General features: G+C 57.7%; 16 protein-coding genes. 9 read left to right on the forward strand and 7 right to left on the reverse strand.

The window, feature by feature from the left end; translation table 11 throughout:
• Positions 1–2 precede the first annotated feature (2 nt).
• From glmS to IE089_RS10520, 4 genes are all read left to right on the forward strand, one after another.
• Positions 3–1832, forward strand: coding sequence for a glutamine--fructose-6-phosphate transaminase (isomerizing) (glmS, locus tag IE089_RS10505; RefSeq protein WP_189477773.1), 1830 nt, complete (start codon positions 3–5; stop codon positions 1830–1832).
• Between the two features lie 90 nt (positions 1833–1922).
• Positions 1923–4616 carry a M14 family metallopeptidase gene (locus IE089_RS10510; protein WP_189477774.1) on the forward strand — a complete coding sequence of 898 codons (2694 nt, stop codon included), beginning with the start codon at positions 1923–1925 and terminating at the stop codon, positions 4614–4616.
• 63 nt (positions 4617–4679) lie between these two features.
• The gene (locus IE089_RS10515; RefSeq protein WP_189477775.1) at positions 4680–5540 is read left to right on the forward strand and encodes an HpcH/HpaI aldolase/citrate lyase family protein; all 861 of its coding nucleotides are present in this window, start codon (positions 4680–4682) and stop codon (positions 5538–5540) included.
• Positions 5541–5593: 53 nt separating this feature from the next.
• Entirely contained in the window at positions 5594–5986 is a 393-nt protein-coding gene (locus IE089_RS10520; RefSeq protein WP_189477776.1) for a GFA family protein, read from the forward strand.
• 99 nt (positions 5987–6085) lie between these two features.
• Here the strand turns inward: IE089_RS10520 and IE089_RS10525 are convergent, their stop codons facing one another.
• The 3 genes from IE089_RS10525 to IE089_RS10535 form a co-directional block, all read right to left on the reverse strand.
• The gene (locus IE089_RS10525) at positions 6086–6454 is read right to left on the reverse strand and encodes a hypothetical protein (RefSeq protein WP_189477777.1); all 369 of its coding nucleotides are present in this window, start codon (positions 6452–6454) and stop codon (positions 6086–6088) included.
• A gap of 64 nt (positions 6455–6518) precedes the next feature.
• Positions 6519–8360: an SPOR domain-containing protein gene (locus IE089_RS10530; RefSeq protein ID WP_189477778.1), complete on the reverse strand. Its 1842-nt coding sequence runs from the start codon at positions 8358–8360 to the stop codon at positions 6519–6521.
• Between the two features lie 81 nt (positions 8361–8441).
• Complete coding sequence (locus IE089_RS10535; RefSeq protein ID WP_189477779.1) at positions 8442–9293, reverse strand: SIS domain-containing protein; 852 nt, start codon at positions 9291–9293, stop codon at positions 8442–8444.
• A gap of 127 nt (positions 9294–9420) precedes the next feature.
• Here IE089_RS10535 and uvrD point away from each other — a divergent pair, with 127 nt between their 5' ends.
• Both uvrD and IE089_RS10545 read left to right on the forward strand, forming a co-directional pair.
• The gene (gene uvrD / locus IE089_RS10540; RefSeq protein WP_189477780.1) at positions 9421–11571 is read left to right on the forward strand and encodes a DNA helicase II; all 2151 of its coding nucleotides are present in this window, start codon (positions 9421–9423) and stop codon (positions 11569–11571) included.
• 25 nt (positions 11572–11596) lie between these two features.
• A complete protein-coding gene (locus IE089_RS10545; RefSeq protein WP_189477781.1) occupies positions 11597–12748 on the forward strand; it encodes a TRAP transporter substrate-binding protein in 1152 nt (383 codons plus the stop codon).
• Here IE089_RS10545 and IE089_RS10550 read toward each other — a convergent pair whose 3' ends face one another.
• Genes IE089_RS10550 through IE089_RS10560 form a run of 3 tightly spaced genes read right to left on the reverse strand, consistent with a single transcriptional unit; the run spans position 12749 to position 15061 of the window.
• Complete coding sequence (locus tag IE089_RS10550) at positions 12749–13147, reverse strand: acyl-CoA thioesterase (protein ID WP_189477782.1); 399 nt, start codon at positions 13145–13147, stop codon at positions 12749–12751.
• A gap of 37 nt (positions 13148–13184) precedes the next feature.
• The gene (locus IE089_RS10555; RefSeq protein WP_189477783.1) at positions 13185–14540 is read right to left on the reverse strand and encodes a TRAP transporter large permease; all 1356 of its coding nucleotides are present in this window, start codon (positions 14538–14540) and stop codon (positions 13185–13187) included.
• Positions 14537–15061 (reverse strand): TRAP transporter small permease subunit, encoded by a 525-nt coding sequence (locus tag IE089_RS10560; protein WP_189477784.1) that lies wholly within the window; start codon positions 15059–15061, stop codon positions 14537–14539. The genes IE089_RS10555 and IE089_RS10560 overlap by 4 nt, the downstream gene beginning before the upstream one ends.
• Before the next feature lie 97 nt (positions 15062–15158).
• On the opposite strand from IE089_RS10560, the gene yaaA reads away from it, so the two are divergent.
• The 3 genes from yaaA to IE089_RS10575 are packed head-to-tail and all read left to right on the forward strand — an operon-like array spanning position 15159 to position 18042.
• Entirely contained in the window at positions 15159–15941 is a 783-nt protein-coding gene (gene yaaA / locus IE089_RS10565) for a peroxide stress protein YaaA (protein WP_189477785.1), read from the forward strand.
• A 32-nt stretch (positions 15942–15973) separates the two neighbouring features.
• The gene (locus IE089_RS10570; protein ID WP_189477786.1) at positions 15974–17437 is read left to right on the forward strand and encodes a flavin-containing monooxygenase; all 1464 of its coding nucleotides are present in this window, start codon (positions 15974–15976) and stop codon (positions 17435–17437) included.
• A gap of 2 nt (positions 17438–17439) precedes the next feature.
• On the forward strand, positions 17440–18042 hold the full coding sequence (locus tag IE089_RS10575; protein WP_189477787.1) for a DUF938 domain-containing protein: 603 nt from the start codon (positions 17440–17442) through the stop codon (positions 18040–18042).
• A gap of 12 nt (positions 18043–18054) precedes the next feature.
• Here IE089_RS10575 and IE089_RS10580 read toward each other — a convergent pair whose 3' ends face one another.
• Complete coding sequence (locus tag IE089_RS10580) at positions 18055–19185, reverse strand: GNAT family N-acetyltransferase (protein WP_189477788.1); 1131 nt, start codon at positions 19183–19185, stop codon at positions 18055–18057.
• Between the last annotated feature and the right edge of the window lie 9 nt (positions 19186–19194).

Consider the following 19194-nt stretch of genomic DNA (forward strand, 5'->3'; position numbering starts at 1 on the left):
GTATGTGTGGAATTGTAGCGGCCACCGCCCGACGGGAAGTCTCAGAGATTTTGCTGGAGGGACTCAGACGCCTGGAATACAGGGGCTACGACTCGGCTGGCATCGCACTTATTGACGCCGAGCAGTCGCTCAAGCTTCACAAGGAGATGGGCAAAGTCAGCGTTCTTGAAGCGGCACAGCAGCAACAGCCTGTCACCGGCCGTATTGGTATCGCGCACACACGGTGGGCCACACACGGTGTGCCCAGTGCAGTGAACGCGCATCCACATCTGTCGCGGGAGCGTTTGGCTATCGTCCACAATGGCATTATCGAGAACCATCAGGCATTGCGCGATGAACTGATAGCACAGGGTTATGAGTTTCTATCGGAAACGGATACCGAGGTCATAGTGCACTTGTTGCACCGGGCGGTGGGTACAGGGGCTGGCTTGTTCGAGGCTATGCGATCCGTGGTAGCGCGGTTGCAGGGCGCCTACGCCATAGCCGCGATCGATAGGGAAAACCCTGAGCAAGTGGTTGCGGCTCGCGAAGGTAGCCCACTGGTGGTGGGCGTTGGCATTGGTGAGAACTTTCTCGCGTCGGATCAAATGGCCCTGCGTCAGGTGACCGATCGTTTCGTTTTCCTGGACGAAGGCGATGTGGTTTGCATCTCCCCCGATACTATCTCCGTTGTTGATGCTGAGGGCGTGAAGCAGCAAAGGCAAACGACGCGTATCTCAGGCGCACTGGAGAGCGTTGAACTGGGTGAGTTTGAGCATTACATGCTGAAGGAGATCCATGAACAGCCGCGGGCGCTGGCGCAGACCTTCGCTGTTGCCGAGGGCCACAGGGTCGATGACAGCCTTTTCGGAGAGGGCGCTGGCGCAATTTTTGATCAGGTAAGCAGTGTGCAAATTGTTGCCTGTGGTACCAGCTATCACGCAGGCCTGGTGGCCAGGTACTGGTTGGAAGACCTAGCGGGCATACCCTGTGAGGTCGAGATTGCCTCGGAGTTTCGTTATCGCCGCCGGGCACAACACCCGGGTACCCTTCTGGTGACCGTCTCCCAGTCGGGTGAAACCGCAGATACGCTTGCGGCCCTCAGAGATGCAACCGATCCCGCCTTTGTAGGCAGCCTTGTGATCGCCAACGTAGATAACAGTTCGCTGGTGCGCGAATCTGATCTGATGTTCCTGACTCAGGCCGGCACCGAGATTGGCGTTGCCTCTACCAAAGCATTTACCACACAGCTTGTGGCGTTTCTGATGCTGACTATTGCCCTGGGGCGCCGCGGCACCATGGACTCCGCGAAATCCGACGAACTGGTTAATGTCTTGCACGATTTGCCGGGCCTGGTTGAGCAAACCCTGCAGTTGGATGCAGGTATCAAGCGCATGGCCGAGTCTTTTATTCAGAAGCATCACGCCCTGTTCCTTGGTCGCGGTGTTCATTACCCCATCGCGATGGAAGGTGCACTCAAGCTCAAGGAAATTTCCTATATCCACGCGGAAGCCTACGCTGCGGGTGAGTTGAAGCACGGGCCGCTGGCGCTGGTGGATGACGATATGCCAGTGGTGGCAGTAGCCCCCGGCGATGAGCTCATGGAAAAGTTGCGCTCTAACCTAGAGGAAGTGCGGTCCCGTGGTGGCGAACTGTATGTATTTGCCGACCGGGCCGCGGATTTTCAGGACAGCCCTCGCGTTCATGTACTGCCGATGCCCAGCTGTCCCGATGTGCTTGCCCCTGTCACGTACACCGTTGCCTTGCAGTTGCTGTCGTATCACGTGGCCGTGCAGAAGGGCACAGATGTGGACAAGCCGCGCAATCTCGCGAAGTCTGTCACGGTTGAGTAAACCGTTCTTAACCCCACCACGAACCAATGGTGGTACCGCACTCGACTAACGGCGAGTACAAAAGCTATTCCCTGCCTTGGAAACCACACGATGATTAAACGATTGTTCCTATTACTTTGCCTGGCGGGATTCGCGTCCCTGGTGGGAGCCGCAGTAGAAGTTGATAGCAAGGCCCGCCCATTCTGGCCCGGTGTCAACTATGACACCGCTATACCGACGTTTAAGGACGTGCTGGGTTATGAGGCGGGCGAGCGAATCTCCACTCCTGAGGCGGTGGTGCGGTATTTTGAAGCGCTGGAAAAAGCGGCGCCCGATCGTATAAAGCTGTTTCGTTACGCCCAGAGCTGGGAAGGCCGGCCCCTAATCTATGCCGCCATCGCGAGCCCAAAAAACCTGGCCGATTTAGAGGTGATCGCTGCGGATACAGGCGCACTCGCGGACCCGCGCGATACCTCTGATGCGAACGCCAGCGGTATTATCGACAGGCTGCCAGCCTCCGTTTGGCTGCAATATGCCGTGCACGGCAACGAGATCAGTGGCTCCGACGCCGCAATGTTTACCGCCTACCACCTACTTGCTGCCGGCGATCACGAGGTTAGTAAATCCGTTCTAGACAATACAGTGGTGTTTATTGATCCACTGCAAAACCCCGACGGGCGCGCTCGGTTCACCTCCCGCTATTACGCCACTGTGGGGCTTGCGCACAGCGCCGACGGAATCAGTGCAGAGCAGAACGAACCTTGGCCGCAGGGGCGTTTCAATCACTACCTGTTTGATATGAACAGGGATTGGTTGGCGATCACCCAGCCTGAAACAAAGGGGAAAATCGCCGCCTTGAATCGCCACCTGCCGCAAGTGGTCGTCGATATTCACGAGATGGACGGCGACCAAAGCTATTACTTTGCGCCAGCGGCCAAGCCCTTCAACCCTTTCATGACCCAAGCCCAGATCGCTAACATGGACGCTATCGGGAAAAACCATGCGCGGCATTTCGATCGCTTTGGGTTTGATTACTTTACGCGGGAGATCTTTGACGCTTTCTATCCCGGCTACGGGGACAGCTGGCCGACCTTCTACGGAGCCTCTGCATCCACCTATGAAATCGGATCTGCGCGCGGGCATCGTTATCTGCGCAAAGACGGCTCCGTTCTAACGTATGCAGACACGGTGAGGCGACAATTCGTCGCGTCCCTTTCCACCGCTGAGGGCACCGCGCTGGCTAGGGAGAAGATCCTGCGGGACTTCTACGAGTACCAGGTCGGCGCTATCGCGCAGGGTAGAAAAAGTTCGGGGCGCGTTTATCTCATGCCGAATCAGCGCAACCGGGAAGGTAATCAGCGCCTGGCGACTCTGATGGCACAGCACGGGGTAGAGGTGCGTCGCGCCACGGCCGATTTTTCTGCCTGCGGCGTGAGCTACTCAGCGGGAAGCTACTTTATTGACACGGCGCAACCGCGCGGCCGGTTTGTGGCCACAACCTTTACCGATCAGGTGGACATGACAGAGGCGTTTCTTAAGGAACAGGAACGCCGCCGTGCGCGCAATCTGGGTGACGAGATCTACGATGTCACGGGCTGGTCGCTGCCTATGATGTTTAACGTGCAGACCAATGCCTGTTCACGGGCTGTGAGTGTCGACAGTGTGTCGGTGGGGGCAGATGACCCTTTGCAGGGTATGGTGAAAAACGCCGAAGCTTCCGTGGCGTTTCTGGTGCCCTGGCGTGATATGGCCGCGGGTCGTTTTCTGACGGCGGCTCTTCAGGCGGGTATTTCCCTAAAGAGTGCCGATGAAGCTTTTGTGCTGGACGGCGGTGCGCGCTACCCCGCAGGTAGCCTGGTCATTGAGGTATCCGCTAACGAAGACAATCTGGTGCAGGAGTTGCAGCGCCTTGCCCAACAAACCGGGGCCATCATCGAAGGTGTGGATACCAGTTGGGTGACTGAAGGGCCTAGCTTCGGCAGTGATAAGGCCGTAAAGATGTTGGCACCGAAAGTCGCAATGGCCTGGGATGAACCTGCCTCGGCCACCAGCGCTGGCAATACGCGCTTTGTCATCGAGCGGCAGTTGGGCTATCCAGTGACTGCCATCCGCAGCGGTGCGCTGGCCACGGGAGACCTCAGCCGTTATGACGTGCTGGTGTTGCCGGAAGGCAACTATGCCGACATGTGGGGCGAAGAGGCGGCTGAGAATCTGATTCGCTGGGTAGAAGGCGGTGGCGTTCTTTTGGCCTTCGGTAGGGCCAATCGCTTTCTCACCGATACAGAGGTCGGCCTCTTAAACATCAAACGCGAGTACGCTTACCGCGAAGATTCGGCCGACACAGACGCTGACGCCGATGATGAAAGCAGCGAAGTGACAGGCAGCCTGTTGACGTCGCGCGAGGCGTTGTCACAAGCGATCATCGAGTCTGAGACCGCGCCCGATAGCGTGTCGGGCGTGCTTGCCAATATCGATGTCGATCAGGAGCACTGGCTGACGGCGGGCGTTGACCCACAGTTGGTCACTTTGGCTGCGGGTAATGATATCTACACGCCGATAAAGCTGGACTCGGGTAAGAATCTCGCCTGGTTTGCCGATGAAGCGAATCTGTTGGCTAGCGGATACCTGTGGGCGGAGAACCGCGCGCAATTGGCTCACAAACCTTTTCTGGTACACCAGCCAATCGGTGATGGAATGGTGATTGCGTTCACGCAAACTCCCACCTACAGGGCGTATCTGGAGGGCTTGAACCTGCTGTTAACCAACAGTATTTTCAGGGCAGCAGCGCATGCCAGAGCCAACTGAGCTGCGTTAGCCCATCGAGAAGTTGTCACAGGGGAGAATTCGGTGACCAGGAAAACCCAACCCATGCGATCCTGTCTCTACATGCCTGGCTCAAATACCAGGGCCCTGGAAAAGGCGCGCACTCTGGCGGCGGATGTGGTGATCCTCGATCTGGAGGATGCTGTAGCGCCTGAGGCGAAAGCGCTGGCCCGCGAGCAAGTGTGTGACGCTGTGAAAGCCGGTGGGTTTGGCAATCGGCTGGTGGTAGTGCGCATCAATGCCTTGGATGCACCCTGGGGTGCTGACGACCTCGCTGCGGTGGTGGCCGCCGGACCTGATGCTGTTTTAGCGCCTAAAGTCAGCAGTGCTGATGAGGTCGAGGTTTACTGCACGGCCCTGGAAGCGGCCGGTGCCGATGCTGCCCTGCAGTTCTGGGCGATGATCGAAACGCCGCGGTCTGTACTCAACCTGGCTGATATCAGTGCGGCTGGCAGGGGTCGCCTGACAACGCTGGTTGCCGGCATCAATGACCTGGTGAAAGAGCTGTTTACCGAGTTGGCCGCCGACCGCTCCAACGTGATGCATAGTCTCAGCCACCTCTTACTGTGTGCCAGGGCCAATGGCCTGACTGCGCTGGATGGGGTTTGCAACCAGATAGAAGATACTGAGCGGTTGCGCACAGAGTGTGAGCAGGGCCGGTTACTGGGGTTTGACGGTAAAACCCTGATTCACCCTTCACAGATTAAAACAGCGAATACCCAGTTTTCACCCTATCCTGAGCAGCTTGAACAGGCGCGCGCAATCGTCGATGCCTTCGCCCATCCCGAAAACGCCGGTGCAGGCGTTATCAAGGTGAACGGCAAGATGACGGAACTGTTGCACCTGGAGCAGGCGAGGCGTTTGCTGGCAGTGCAGGCATCGATCGAGCGGCTGTCGCAGGGTTAGCGGGTAGAGAACTAGCCTGTAGAAAATAGCGATAGGGAATAGAGAGGCAGGTTATGGATAGTCTAAAAACCTTCGAAGGAGGCTGTCACTGCGGTCGCGTTCGCTTTTCTGTGGAAGCCCTTGATGCTGTTGAGGTTGAGCGCTGCAATTGTTCTATCTGCCGCAAAGCCGGCTTCCTCCACCTCATTGTGCCGGCGTCTCGCTTTCATCTGTTATCCGGTAGCGACAGCCTCACAACCTACACTTTTAACACGGGCGTCGCGGAGCACTACTTTTGCAAGGTCTGCGGTGTTAAGCCGTTCTACAAACCCCGGTCGAACCCGGATGGCATGGATGTCAATCTGAACTGTCTTGAGCGCTTGCCGGAGGAAGTCACTATCGTTGATTTTGACGGTCAGAACTGGGAGGCAAACGCAGCGGCATTGGCGCACAAGAGCCGCGAGTAGAGGGACGACGTGCAACAGGACGACGTGATCAGTGACGCCAAGCTGTATTGTGGCAGTCGCATCGGGCCGCCGAAACGGCCCGCGACAAGGAGGGCGTAATTAGCCGGGGTTAGCGGCTTTGTAGGCCCGAATCTGAGCGTTGAAGTCGCCGGCTACGGCCTCTTCTTTGGCCACCGCCTCGTTGTAGGCGTCCATGGCTTCTTTGTAGGTTTTCTGGGCGGCGGTCTTGCCGTCATCAGGCCCCTCTTTGGCTGCTTTCTCAGCGTCGGTGAACACCGTTTCCAAACACGCCATGTATTCTAGGTTGGCGGCTTGATAGGTTTTCACCGCTTTCTGACCTTCCAGCATTTGCTCCATGCTGGATGACTCACCAGCAGGGAGTGTGGGCGCTTCCGGGGCGGTACATTCCTGTGCCTGAGCACCTGCGGCGAGCATCAGGCCGACGACAATAGCGGCAGATTTTTTCATGATGAGTCCCTGTTATTTATCGGTTATCAGACAGTATCAGGTGGTGAGTGTGTCGCCAAGCGGGCTACTCACTCCCCACCCAGCGTTTATCCAGGTCATAAGCCTGTTCTATACGTCTAGCCACAGCTTCGGCCTCTGCCTTGCTAGGCAGGCCAATGACGCGCACGCGATACAGCGAGCGCCCGTTGCTGGTGGCGGGCGCCACGATGACCTTGTCGTAGTCCTTGCGCAGTTTACCGGCCCAGTCTTCGGCGACGGCACGATTGCCGTAAGAGCCGAAGTTCACAAACCAGGTGCCAGCGACAGCAGCGGCTGGGCGCGTGGGCGTTGTTGGTGCAGCTGCTTGTCGCGTTGGCTGTGCAGCGGGAGCACTGGCAGCGGCTTCCTTGAGCTGTTCAGCGGCGGCGCGCTGGCTCTGAAGCTGGCTTTGTAAACCGCTGACCATGTCACCGAGTCGTGTATTATCCAGCTGCAGTTGCTGGATGTCGCGCTGTAGCCGATCGTTTTCGATTTCCATGGCCCGCACAGACTCACGCGCCTGTGTGACTTCTTCGGGGGTGGCAGAGGTTGCCAGCTGGGCGCGTAGGGATTCCAGCTCGGAACGGGTGTCGCCGCGCTCCTGCATAACCCCGTAGCCACCAATCCCCACTAGCAGCAGCGCGACCAGTCCTGCGGCGATAAGACCCCAGGGAAGCGGAGTGCCCTGCCTGTCTTCGTCGCCCCAGTCGTCATCGTTATCATCCCAGTCATCTTCATCGTCGATGCCGGCGTCTGGGTCCTCATCTGTGAAGACAGCCGAGTCGGTTTCGCTATCTTCCCAATCATCCTCATCGTCTGTTTCTGCTTCTGCGGTGAGGTTATCCCACAGTTCCTGTGGTTTGGGATCAGTGGCTGAGGCGATAACGGCCGAATCATCCGCAAACTCATCCATGCCCACGCTTGGGTCGGGCTCGGCGTCTGTGAGTGGCAACTCGGGCTCATCGTCTTCGGATGCCAGCGGCCAGTCGTCGATGTCTGCCTCGGCATCGCGCAGCGCAGCGACTTCTTCTGGTGATGCATCCTCCAGGGTGATTTCATAATCTGGCTCTGGCTCTGGCTCTGGCTCTGGCTCTGGCTCTGGCTCTGGCTCTGGCTCTGGCTCTGGCTCTGGCTCTGGCTCTGGAGCCAAGTCCGCCTGTGATTCGGCGCTGACATCACCCAGCGCGTACTCCACCGCATCAGTTGTCGTTACATCCAGCGCTGGTTCTGTTTCATCCACTTCCCACGGCGGGGTGTTGGCGTCTTTTTCGGGCTCAGCATCGTGCTCGGTACCCGACACAGGTTCCGCTGTTGTCGCTTCGTTCAGGGACGCCGCGAGTCCATCAACGATAGGCGCTGACGGCGTCTCGACAGAGGTTTCTTCTAGCTCGCCTTGGTTCTGCTCTGGCTTCATAGCCTCCGGAACTGCGGATTCTTCACTGTCGGCGGGAGTGGCGCTTCGTGACGTGAAGTCCAGCGCGGCCTCGAGGTCTTCGACAAGGGCTTGAATGTCTTTGGGTGGAGTCTCGGGTGGCGGTGGTTGCAGGGGGGAGTCATCCGGTGCGGGCTCATCGTCCCACATCGCCTTGAGCTCTTCAGCGGCATTCAGACCGCTGACGCGCTGATCTGCGTCCTGCTCGGGATTGTCCTCCCAGAGGTCGCCGTTACTGTCTCTGGCATCGCCGTAAAAGCTGCTGCCGTCGGCGAAGTCCTCGCCGAAATCGGAGGGTTCAATGTCGTCGATTTCGGTGGTTTCATCGTCGAAGCTTGCCAGCAACTCGTCGCGGCGGCGCTTTAATGCCTCCAGCGATTCGAAGTTGTCGCTGTCAAAACCAAGCTGCTGCTCGGCATCACCGTCGCTGTTGTCGTTGTACTTATCGTCAGCCATGGCTCGCTGCTACCGCTTTACCGTGATCCTGCCTGCCGATACTAGCAGAGGGCGTCTTCAAAATCTGTGTCCTGCTGCCTGCTAATCCTTTACTCGCAAGGTCTGCAGTCCGCGATTGAGTTTGATCAGATGCCTGTCCACGTCCGAGCCCTTCATCTTCGATACGCCTACAGCCAGGATATCGATAACAGCGAGGTGCGCGATGCGAGAGGGCAGCGGGGTATAGCTTTCATCCTCGGGGCTGGCGACGTCGATGGGTATGGCAATGGTGCTGTTATTAAGTACCGGTGTATCCCCCGGTGCGAGACCAATGATGACGGCGCCAGACTCGTGTACGTGGTCCATGGCTTCTAACAGCGCGGTGGTACGACCGGATTGAGAGATCGCAACGACTACATCCTCGGGCGATAACGACATGGCAGCCATGGCTTGAATATGCGGGTCAGAGTAGGCCGAGCTGGCAATCTGAAGCCTGAAAAACTTGTGTTGTGCGTCAATAGCCACCGGGCTGGAGGCGCCAAAGCCATAAAACTCAACTCGGCGGGCATAGCCCAACGCATCCACAGCAATCTCAATGGCATCCGGGTCCAGCGTGTCCCGCACGCGCTGCAGGGTGCTCATGGTGGTGTCGAAGACTTTGTATGTGTAGTCGCGGGCCGTATCGAGCTCAGACAAACGAAAATCGTTTGTGGCCGGGTCTCTAACGCCGCTTTGTGCAACGGCAAGCTTGAAGTTTTGGAAGCCCTCGCAGCCGATGGCGCGACAAAAACGTACGACCGTTGGCTCACTGACACCGACGGCCGCTGCGAGGTCCACTATGCGCATGTGAATGACGCTCTGCGGCTGTGCTAGCACCCACTCCGCCACCTTGCGCTCCGAGCGGCGCAGCGTGTCCAGGCTATCTGCTATGTGCTGCAAAATGGGCTGGGACATAACTGTCGTTCTCGGTCGGCGGTTGCTGCAGTATAACGTGCACCGGCCGCGGCTTCTGGTCGTCTCAACGGCGAAAAGGGCGCCGTTTGCCATCGTGCGCTAGGAGTATGTTGGTTAGAATGCCGCCATGGATGTAACCGATATTCTCTCCCCCCTGAACGATGCCCAGCGCGATGCCGTTGCGGCCGATAGCGACAACCTGCTGGTACTGGCCGGTGCTGGCAGTGGTAAGACCCGTGTCTTGGTGCATCGCATTGCCTGGCTGATTCGGGCTGAGGGTTTCTCGCCACACTCGATACTGGCCGTAACCTTCACCAACAAGGCCGCCCGCGAGATGCGTGGGCGTATCGAGGACATGCTGCACATTGCGACTCACGGTCTGTGGGTTGGCACATTTCACGGTCTGGCTCACCGTCTGCTCAAGGCGCATTGGAAAGAAGCGCGTCTGCCGCAGAATTTCCAGATCCTCGATAGCGATGACCAGCTTCGCCTGGTGAAGCGTGTTTGTCGGGAGCTTGATCTGGACGAGGGACGGTGGCCGGCGAAGCAGGCGGTATGGTTTATCAACGGTCAGAAAGACGAGGGTTTGCGCGCGGCACACGTCGAGGTGCCTCACGGCGATCTGTATGCGCAGACCATGCTCTCGGTGTATCGCGCCTACGAGCAAGCGTGTGAGCGCGGGGGCATGGTGGACTTTGCCGAGCTGTTGCTGCGCGCGCATGAGCTCTGGCTGCGCAACCCGGATTTGCTAGCGCACTATCAGGGACGTTTCCGCCAGATTCTGGTGGATGAGTTTCAGGACACCAATACGATTCAGTATGCGTGGCTGCGGGTGTTGGCCGGCGCGAAGATACCGGTGGTGGCGGTCGGTGACGACGACCAGTCCATTTACGGTTGGCGCGGCGCGAAAATTGAAAACATCCAACGCTTTGGCGAAGACTTCAGCGGCACTAAAACGGTACGTCTGGAGCAGAACTATCGCTCGACCCAGACCATTCTCAACGCGGCCAATGGCGTTATTGCCCATAACTTTGGCCGACTGGGGAAGGAGCTGTGGACCGCGGGGGAAGCCGGTGAGCCGATAACCTTGTACGCGGGCTTTAATGAGCAGGACGAAGCCCGGTTCATTGTCGATCAGATTCAAGAGTGGCTGAACGACGGCAATCGGCGGGATTCCAGCGCAATCCTCTACCGCTCAAACGCCCAATCACGGGTGCTGGAAGAGGCCTTGATACGCGCAGGCATGCCTTACCGAATCTACGGAGGCCAGCGGTTCTACGAGCGGTTGGAAATCCGCAACGCGCTGGCCTACATGCGACTGCTGGCCAACCGCGGTGATGATGCCGCCGTGGAACGTGTGATCAATACGCCTACTCGGGGCATAGGCAGCAAAACGGTAGATACCTTGCGCGAGATCGCCCGCGAGCGCGAGTTGCCCATGTGGCAAGCAATGGCAATTGCCCGGGATGAGAAACTGTTGACGAGCCGTGCCCTGTCCGCGCTTGAGGGCTTCACCGTGCTGATTGATGAGTTGGACTCCGGGACGGATGAGCTCACGCTGGAGGAGCTGGTCGAACACGTTATTCAGCAGTCCGGGCTCATCGACTTTCACCAAAAAGAAAAAGGTGAACGCGGGCAGGCGCGCGTGGAAAACCTCGAGGAGCTGGTGTCTGCGGCGAAACAGTTCGCGCCTGAGGGTGATGATTTGTCGCCGTTGCAGCAATTTCTGGATAACGCTGCATTGGATGCCGGTGATAACCAGGCAGATGCGCACGAAGACAGTGTGCAATTGATGACCCTCCACTCAGCCAAGGGTTTGGAATTTCCGCTGGTGTTTCTCGCTGGCATGGAGGAGAACCTTTTCCCCCACCGCATGTCCTTGGAAGAGCCAGGGCGTTTGGAGGAAGAGCGCCGGCTTTGCTACGTCGGAATTACCCGCGCTATGGAGCGGCTATTTATCACCTACGCTGAAACGCGCCGCATTCACGGCAGTGAATCCTACAATGCGCCCTCACGTTTCATCCGCGAAATCCCTGCCGACTTGATGCACGAAGTGAGATTGCAGTCCACGGTCAGCCGGCCGGTAAGTAGCCTGGGTCAAGCAGAGGTACCGGATACGGGGCTTACGCTGGGACAGCGTGTCTACCACCAGATTTTTGGCGAGGGGGTGGTGTTAAACTTCGAGGGTCGGGGCAACAATGCTCGGGTCGAAGTCAATTTTGACGATGAAGGAAGCAAGTGGCTAGTTGTCCAGTACGCCAATCTGCAGCTGTTATAACAACGACAATGGGCGGTAGAGAAAAATGAGTTCCTCTTCAGCAGGACGATTCGCTCCTGTCATCATACTGGCGCTGGTGGCTGCGTTGGTGACCGTTCTGGGCCTTTGGTCACTGGATAGGGCACGCAGCTCTGATTCAGCAATCGTTTCTGCCGCGGCGGCCGGTGAAGCGGCCCAGTATGAGTGGCGTATCGTGACGACTTGGCCGAAGGGCCTGCCTGGCCTCGGGAGCTACGCAGAAAACTTTGCGCGTTACATAGAAGCCATGAGTAACGGTCGCCTGCGTGCGCGCGTGTATGGTGCCGGTGAGATCGTCCCCGCATTTGAAGTGTTTGATGCGGTGTCTCAGGGTGTGGCCGATGCTGGCCACGGCGCCGCGTATTACTGGAAGGGCAAAATTCCCTCGTCGGTGTTCTTCACCGCTGTCCCCTTCGGAATGACGGCGCAGGAAATGAACGGTTGGTTTCACTATGGCGGTGGCCTCGAGGTGTGGCGCGAAGCCTATGCGCCAGCAAATATCGTCCCTTTTGTCGGTGGTAGTACTGGTGTTCAGATGGGAGGTTGGTTCCGCGATGAGATTAATTCACTGGAGGACATTCGCGGCCTAAACATGCGCATCCCCGGCCTTGCCGGCGAAGTGTTCACCCGTATCGGCGGTACCTCGGTTCGCATTCCCGGCGGCGAGATCTACACCGCGCTCCAAACCGGCGTGATCGACGCGGTTGAGTGGGTAGGTCCCTATAACGATCTTGCACTGGGTCTGCATCAGGTTGCCAAGTACTACTATTACCCGGGTTGGCATGAGCCGGGGGCAATGCTGGAGCTGATCGTCAATAAGGATTCTTTGGCTGCGCTACCGCCTGATCTGCAGGCCATCGTGAAGTACGCGTCACGGGCTGCAAATCAGGACATGCTCGATGAATTTACCGCGCGCAATAACACCGCATTGAAGGAGCTGGTGGAGCAGCATGGCGTGCAGCTGCGCCGCTTTCCCGATGACGTGTTAGCTGCGCTTTACAGTGCCAGTGAAGAAGCTATGGCCGAGCTGGTGGAAGACGACGAAATGGCCGCTAAGGTGTATGCGTCGTTCAAGCCGTTTTACGATTCCGTACGTGATTACCACCACATCTCGGAAAAAGCGTATATCAATGTGCGGGACGAAGTTAGCGGGGAGTGATCAGGCACCCTGTTGAATGGTGCGCGTGCGCCCGTTCTCATCGATAGCCACAAATACAAACTCCCCTTCGGTGACCTTGATAGGCTCGCCGTCATGCTTGGAGTTGATCCACACCTCAACAATGATGCGAATGGAGCTGCGACCGATTTCGAGAATATCGCAGTAGCACGAGACCACTGCACCCACATGCACGGGGGTCAGAAAGGCCATGCCCTCGATGGCTACGGTAGCCACACGGCCACCGGCTACCTCAGTCGCGGCGATTAGCCCAGCAATATCCATTTGCGACAACAGCCAACCGCCAAAGATATCGCCATTGGCGTTGGTGTCTTTCGGCATGGCTACGGTTTGCAGTGCCAGTTCCCCAACGGGAACGGGGGTTGAATCAATATCACTCATGCCGGAAATCTCCAGTGTTTACCCTGTTGGGTGCACGCTATTGGGAAAGTGTTTCTGGAAGCCAGGTTGCTAGTGAAGGCCAAATCCATAGCGCCACCAGCACCAGAAGCTGAATAATGATAAACGGTATCACACCGCGGTAGATAGCTGCAGTTGGCACGGACGCTGGCGCAACTCCGCGCAGATAGAACAGCGCGAAACCGAAGGGTGGCGTTAGGAACGACGTCTGCAGGTTGATCGCAATCATGATACCCAACCAGATTGGATCCAAGCCCATGGCCAGCAGTATGGGGGCCACAATGGGTACAACGACGAAGGTAATCTCGATAAAGTCCAGGATAAAGCCGAGCAGGAATATCACGGCCATCACCACCAGTGTGGCGCCCATCACGCCGCCAGGCATGTCGGCAAAGAAGGCGTGAATCAGCTCTTCCCCGCCAAAGCCGCGGAAGACCAGCGAGAAGACCGAAGCCCCGATCAATATCATGAACACCATGCAGGTCGTGCGAAGGGTGCTAAGCACCACTTCCTGCAAGCGCTGCCAATCCATTTCCCGTTTGCCGAAGGCCAGAACCAGCGCGCCCACGGCACCCACTGCAGCGGCTTCGGTTGGCGTTGCGGCCCCACCGAGTATCGATCCCAGGACGACGCTGATGAGTGCCAATGGTGGCAGTAAACCTTTGAGCAAGCTGGCCGTGTTTACCGGCTCTGCTCGAGATGCAGGTACCCAATGCGGTCTGACCACTGCCAGTGCGAGAATGTAGAAGACATAGAGCGCCACCAGCACCAGGCCGGGAATCAGCGCCCCTACAAATAGGTCGCCCACACTCACGGTCTTGGGGTTGAAGATGTTCATACTAAGTTGGGCGCGCTGATAGGCGCTGGAGAGAATATCGCCGAGTAGCACAAGGGCGATGGACGGTGGAATGATCTGTCCCAGTGTGCCGGTTGCTGTGATCGTGCCCGTAGCGACAGCAGGGTGATAACCGCTGCGAAGCATGGCAGGCAGCGACAGCAAGCCCATGGTCACCACGGTAGCTCCCACAATGCCGGTGCTGGCGGCCAGCAGCATGCCTACCAGTATGACGGATATGCCCAGGCCACCGCGCAACCCGCCGAATACCCGCGCCATATTGATCAGCAACTCTTCCGCGACCTTGGATTTTTCCAGAATGACACCCATGAGGATGAACAGGGGAACGGCGATCAGCGTGGCATTGCTGACCGTGCCAAACAGCCGGCCCGGTAGCGCAGTGAGATAACTGGGGTCGAATCCGCCCATCAAAATGCCGACCGCTGCGAAGGCCAGTGCCGTGCCTGCCAGGGTGAAAGCAACCGGGTAGCCCAGCATTAACAGGGTGCAGACCGTGAGGAATAGCCAGATCGCGATCATTTCTGCCGCTCGCTCTCCGGGTCCATCAGGAACAGGGTGTTGCGCAGCAACTCGGTAATGCCCTGGAGAATGAGTAGCAGAGGCAGCAACAAGAGTAATGTCTTCAGCAGGAATACGGCGGGGATGCCGCCGGGTTCTGGTGAGGTTTCCCGTATGGCCCAGGATTCAGCCACATAGTCCCAACTCATTCCCAGGATAAATACGCAAACGGGAAGCAAAAAAACCAATGTTCCAATGCTGTTGACCCATGCCTGTGTCACAGGGGAAAAACGGCGGTAGAAGATATCGACCCGCACGTGGTCACCGTGTTTCAACGCGTAGGCGGCCCCCAACATAAACAGGCTACCGTGCATGTAGGTCACCGCTTCCTGCGCGGCGATGGAACCAATGTTGAAGCCGTACCGTAGCAAAACCACCAGTGCGGTCAGCAAGGCCATACCCAGCGCCAACCAGGCGAGGTATCGCCCGGTGGTATCGGTGAAAGAGTCGATTACGCCTATCAGTGCGCGCAGCTGGAGCATGCGTCTTTGAACTTTTTGATTATTGACGCGAAGAGTATCATAGCGGGCTGGGCGGAACTTGCCGTTTTGCCCGCGATATCCCTGAACGGAGCTATCCATGCTGACACTGATTTCCCCGGCAAAGACCTTGGACTTTGAAACGGCACCGACGACACGGCGCGCTACCCAGCCAGAGTTTATCGAGCAGGCTGCTTCGCTGGTGGATGATGCCCGCAAGATGGCGCCGCAGGACATCGCTTCGCTGATGGGGGTCAGTGACGCGATCGCTGATCTTAATCATCATCGCTTTATGAACTGGTCTGCACCCTTCAGCTTGGACAATGCTAAGCAGGCGGTGCTGGCTTTCAAGGGTGATGTGTATACCGGCTTGGAAGCAGAAACCCTGTCAGCCGATGAACTGCGCTTTGCGCAGAAGCACCTGCGTATCCTGTCCGGCCTTTATGGGCTATTGCGTCCGCTGGACCTTATGCAGCCCTATCGACTGGAAATGGGACTCAAATTTGCCAATAACGGCGGCGACAACCTGTATCAGTTCTGGGGCGAACAGCTCACCGACGCCGTGAATCGCGATCTTGCCAAGTCAGAGACCAAAGTGCTGGTGAATCTGGCCTCAAACGAGTACTACAAATCCATCAAGCCAAAAGCGCTAGACGCGGACATTATCACGCCGGTCTTCAAAGACCTGCGCGGCGGCAAGTACAAGGTGATCAGCTTTTTCGCGAAGAAGGCGCGCGGGCAGATGGCGCGCTATATTATTGAGAAGGGCCTCAACGACCCTGCCGGTATCAAGCGCTTTCGCAAAGATGGTTACCGCTATAACAAGGACGAATCGACGGCGCGGGAGTGGGTGTTTACTCGCGATAACCCGCCGGCCAAATAAGGCGCGGACACAGCGCTTAACGGGTGAGAATAATGACGAATACTGAACACGCCGTTGCCATTGTCGGAGCCGGAATGTCGGGACTCTGCATGGGAATCAAACTCCTGGAGCGCGGAATAGACGACTTTGTCATTCTGGAAAAATCGCCCGATGTGGGTGGTACCTGGCATGACAATACTTACCCCGGTGCCTGCTGTGACGTGCCGTCAGTGCTGTATAGCTACTCCTTCGAGCCCAACCCCAACTGGTCGCGCAAATACAGCCCCCACGATGAGATTAAGGCCTACTTTAAGCACTGCGTAGACAAGTACGGCCTGCGCAAGCACCTCAGGCTAAATACTGCGGTCACGGAGGCGTCGTTTGATGCAGACAGTGGTCGCTGGAGGCTGTCCCTGCCAGACGGTGAAACCATCGAGGCACGCACTGTGGTCAGCGGCCTGGGGCAGCTCAACCTTCCTAATACACCGGAATTTCCCGGTGCTGAAACCTTCGACGGCGAGACTTTTCACTCAGCCCGCTGGGATCACTCTGTTTCTCTCGCGGGTAAGCGTGTTGCAGTGATTGGCAATGCCGCCAGCGCTCTGCAGTTCATTCCTTTTCTGGCGCGAGACGCGCAGTCGCTGTACGTCTACCAGCGCAGCGCCAACTATGTGGTGAAGCGCAACGACAGACCTTATACCCCCGCGGAGAAGCGCCGTTTTGCGCGCTTCCCCTGGCTGCAAAAGCTTCCCCGGCTGCTAGCGTATCTGCGCGGCGAGATGGTGTTGTACCCCGCCCTTCGTAAGCTGGGTCTTACCCGGCCGCTGCTGGAGCGCGAGTCGCGCCAGCATCTTGAGGAACACATCAGCGATCCGGAGCTGCGCCGGAAATTCACTCCAGACTATCCCGTGGGATGTAAGCGGGTGTTGGTATCGGATGACTACTTCCAGGCCTTCAACAGGCCGGGTGTAGAGTTGGTAACGTCGCCGATCACAGGGATGACTGCAGCCGGCGTAGAAACCGAGGATGGTGTCGATAGGCCTGCGGATGTACTGATCTATGGCACCGGCTTCAAAACGTCGGATATGCTTTCGGCCGTCAATTTTATTGGCGTCGATGGCCAGATCCTCGCCCAGGCTTGGCGAGAGGGTGCAGAAGCCTATCGCGGCGTCTGTACTGAAGGCTTTCCCAACCTGTTTATGCTCTACGGCCCCAACACCAACCTGGGCAGTAACTCGATCATTTTCATGGTCGAGCGTCAGGTGAACTATGTGGTGCGCTGCATCGATAAGCTGCTCAAGCACGACCTTAAGACACTGACAGTGAACCCTGATGCCATGCGTCGTTACAATCAGCGAATGCAGCGTGAGCTGGATGAAACTGTCTGGGTGGCCCAGTGCGATAGCTGGTACAAAAATGCTGCGGGTAAGGTCGTCAACAATTGGCCGCGCTCCACACTCTATTACTGGTGGCATATGCGTGCGCCGGACTTCACCGATTTTGATATGCAGGTTTAGCCGTGGCGTGCTTACCGTTCTCGCAAGCCTGCGAGAACAACCGCCAGCCTATTCTTGAGGCACTAAAACCACGGTTACGCGATCAGCACCATGTGTTGGAGGTGGGCTCGGGCACAGGCCAGCATGCCTGCTTCTTTGCCGAGCGGATGCCCTGGCTTCAGTGGCAACCGACGGAGCTCGCAGAAAACCTGCCACTACTCCAGCCGCGCTGCGATGCTTCTGCGGCCGCTAATCTCGCCGAACCGAAGGCATTGGATGTGACCGAGCGGCCCTGGCCCCTGCCCCTTGGCGGCTCGGTGTTCACCGCCAATACACTGCACATTATGCCCTGGGCCGCAGTTGAGGCGCTGTTTATGCATTTGGGTGACGCGCTCTCCCCTGGAGCGGTGTGTATCGTGTATGGCCCTTTCAACTATGGGGGTGCTCATACCTCCGAGAGCAATGCGCGCTTTGATCAGTGGTTGGCTGATCGTGGCGAACACAGCGCCATCCGCGACTTCGAGTCGGTGGATGCACTCGCAACTGCTGCAAATCTACAACTGGTTTCTGATACGGCGATGCCCGCCAACAATCGCCTGTTGTGTTGGGCGCAACAGTCAGGCTGAGGGCGCTTGGCCCTATTTGAAGGGGAGCAGGGTGGCAGCTTCCTTGCGGTACGCCTCGACCTGTTCGGCCTCTCGAGCGGTAAAGTCAGCGACCGCAGCGTCGAGACCGGGTTCTGCAATCCAGTGGTTGGAAAAGGTGAGGCGCGGTTCGAAGCCCCGCTGAATCTTATGCTCGCCCTGCGCCCCGGGATCAAAGGTGTTTATGCCCTCGGCAATGCAATATTCAATGCCACGGTAATAGCAGGCCTCGAAGTGCAGGCAATCGAATTCTTTGATGCAACCCCAATAGCGCCCAAACAGGGTGTCGTTTGAACGAAAATAGAGAGCGGCCGCCACGGGACCGCTCTCGTGTTCGGCAAGCACCATCACAGCGCGGTCACCCATGCTGGCAGCTACCTGTGTGAAGAACTCCCTGCTCAGATAACCCCCATGACCGCTGCGTTTGGCATAGGTCATTTGGTAGAAGCGGTAGAATTGCCCCCAGTGCCCCGCATTAATGTCGTTGCCCACCAGGGTGTGCAGTTTCAGGCCCTGCTCCTGCACGCGCCGACGCTCTCTTCGAAGACTTTTGCGCTTGCGGCTGCTGAAGGTGTCCAGAAAATCATCGAAGTCACGGTAGCCCCGGTTATGCCAATGGAACTGGGTAGCTACCCGCCGGTGCATGCCTTTCTCCGCCAGGCTGTCGCACACGCTCTGTTCCGGGAACAGCAGGTGCCAGGAAGAAACGGACTGTTGCTGTGCCCACTGACTGACACCCGCGATCAATGCCGCATAAACGGCGTCGGCGTCCGCATCCTGCGCCAGCAACAGCCGTGGGCCGGTGGCCGGTGTAAATGGAATTCCGGTCACGAGCTTGGGGTAGTAATTGAGGCCGCTGCGATGCCATGCGTCAGCCCACGCCCAATCAAAGACATATTCTCCATAGGAGTGTGACTTCAGGTAAGACGGTGCCAGGGCGAGAGTTTTATCCCCATCCCAGAGTCTCAGGTGGCAGGGCTGCCAGCCAGCGTCCTCCGTCGTACAGCCGCTGGTTTCCAGCCCGTGCAGAAAGTGATGGCTGAGGAGCGGATGCCCCGGCGGTGCCAGGGCGTCCCATTCCGCGGCGTTAATCTGCGACAGGCTGGTCAGTAGTTCCAGCTCCATTGAGTGCTT

It is taken from the genome of Parahalioglobus pacificus, from assembly GCF_014652275.1.
Lineage (GTDB): Bacteria > Pseudomonadota > Gammaproteobacteria > Pseudomonadales > Halieaceae > Parahalioglobus > Parahalioglobus pacificus.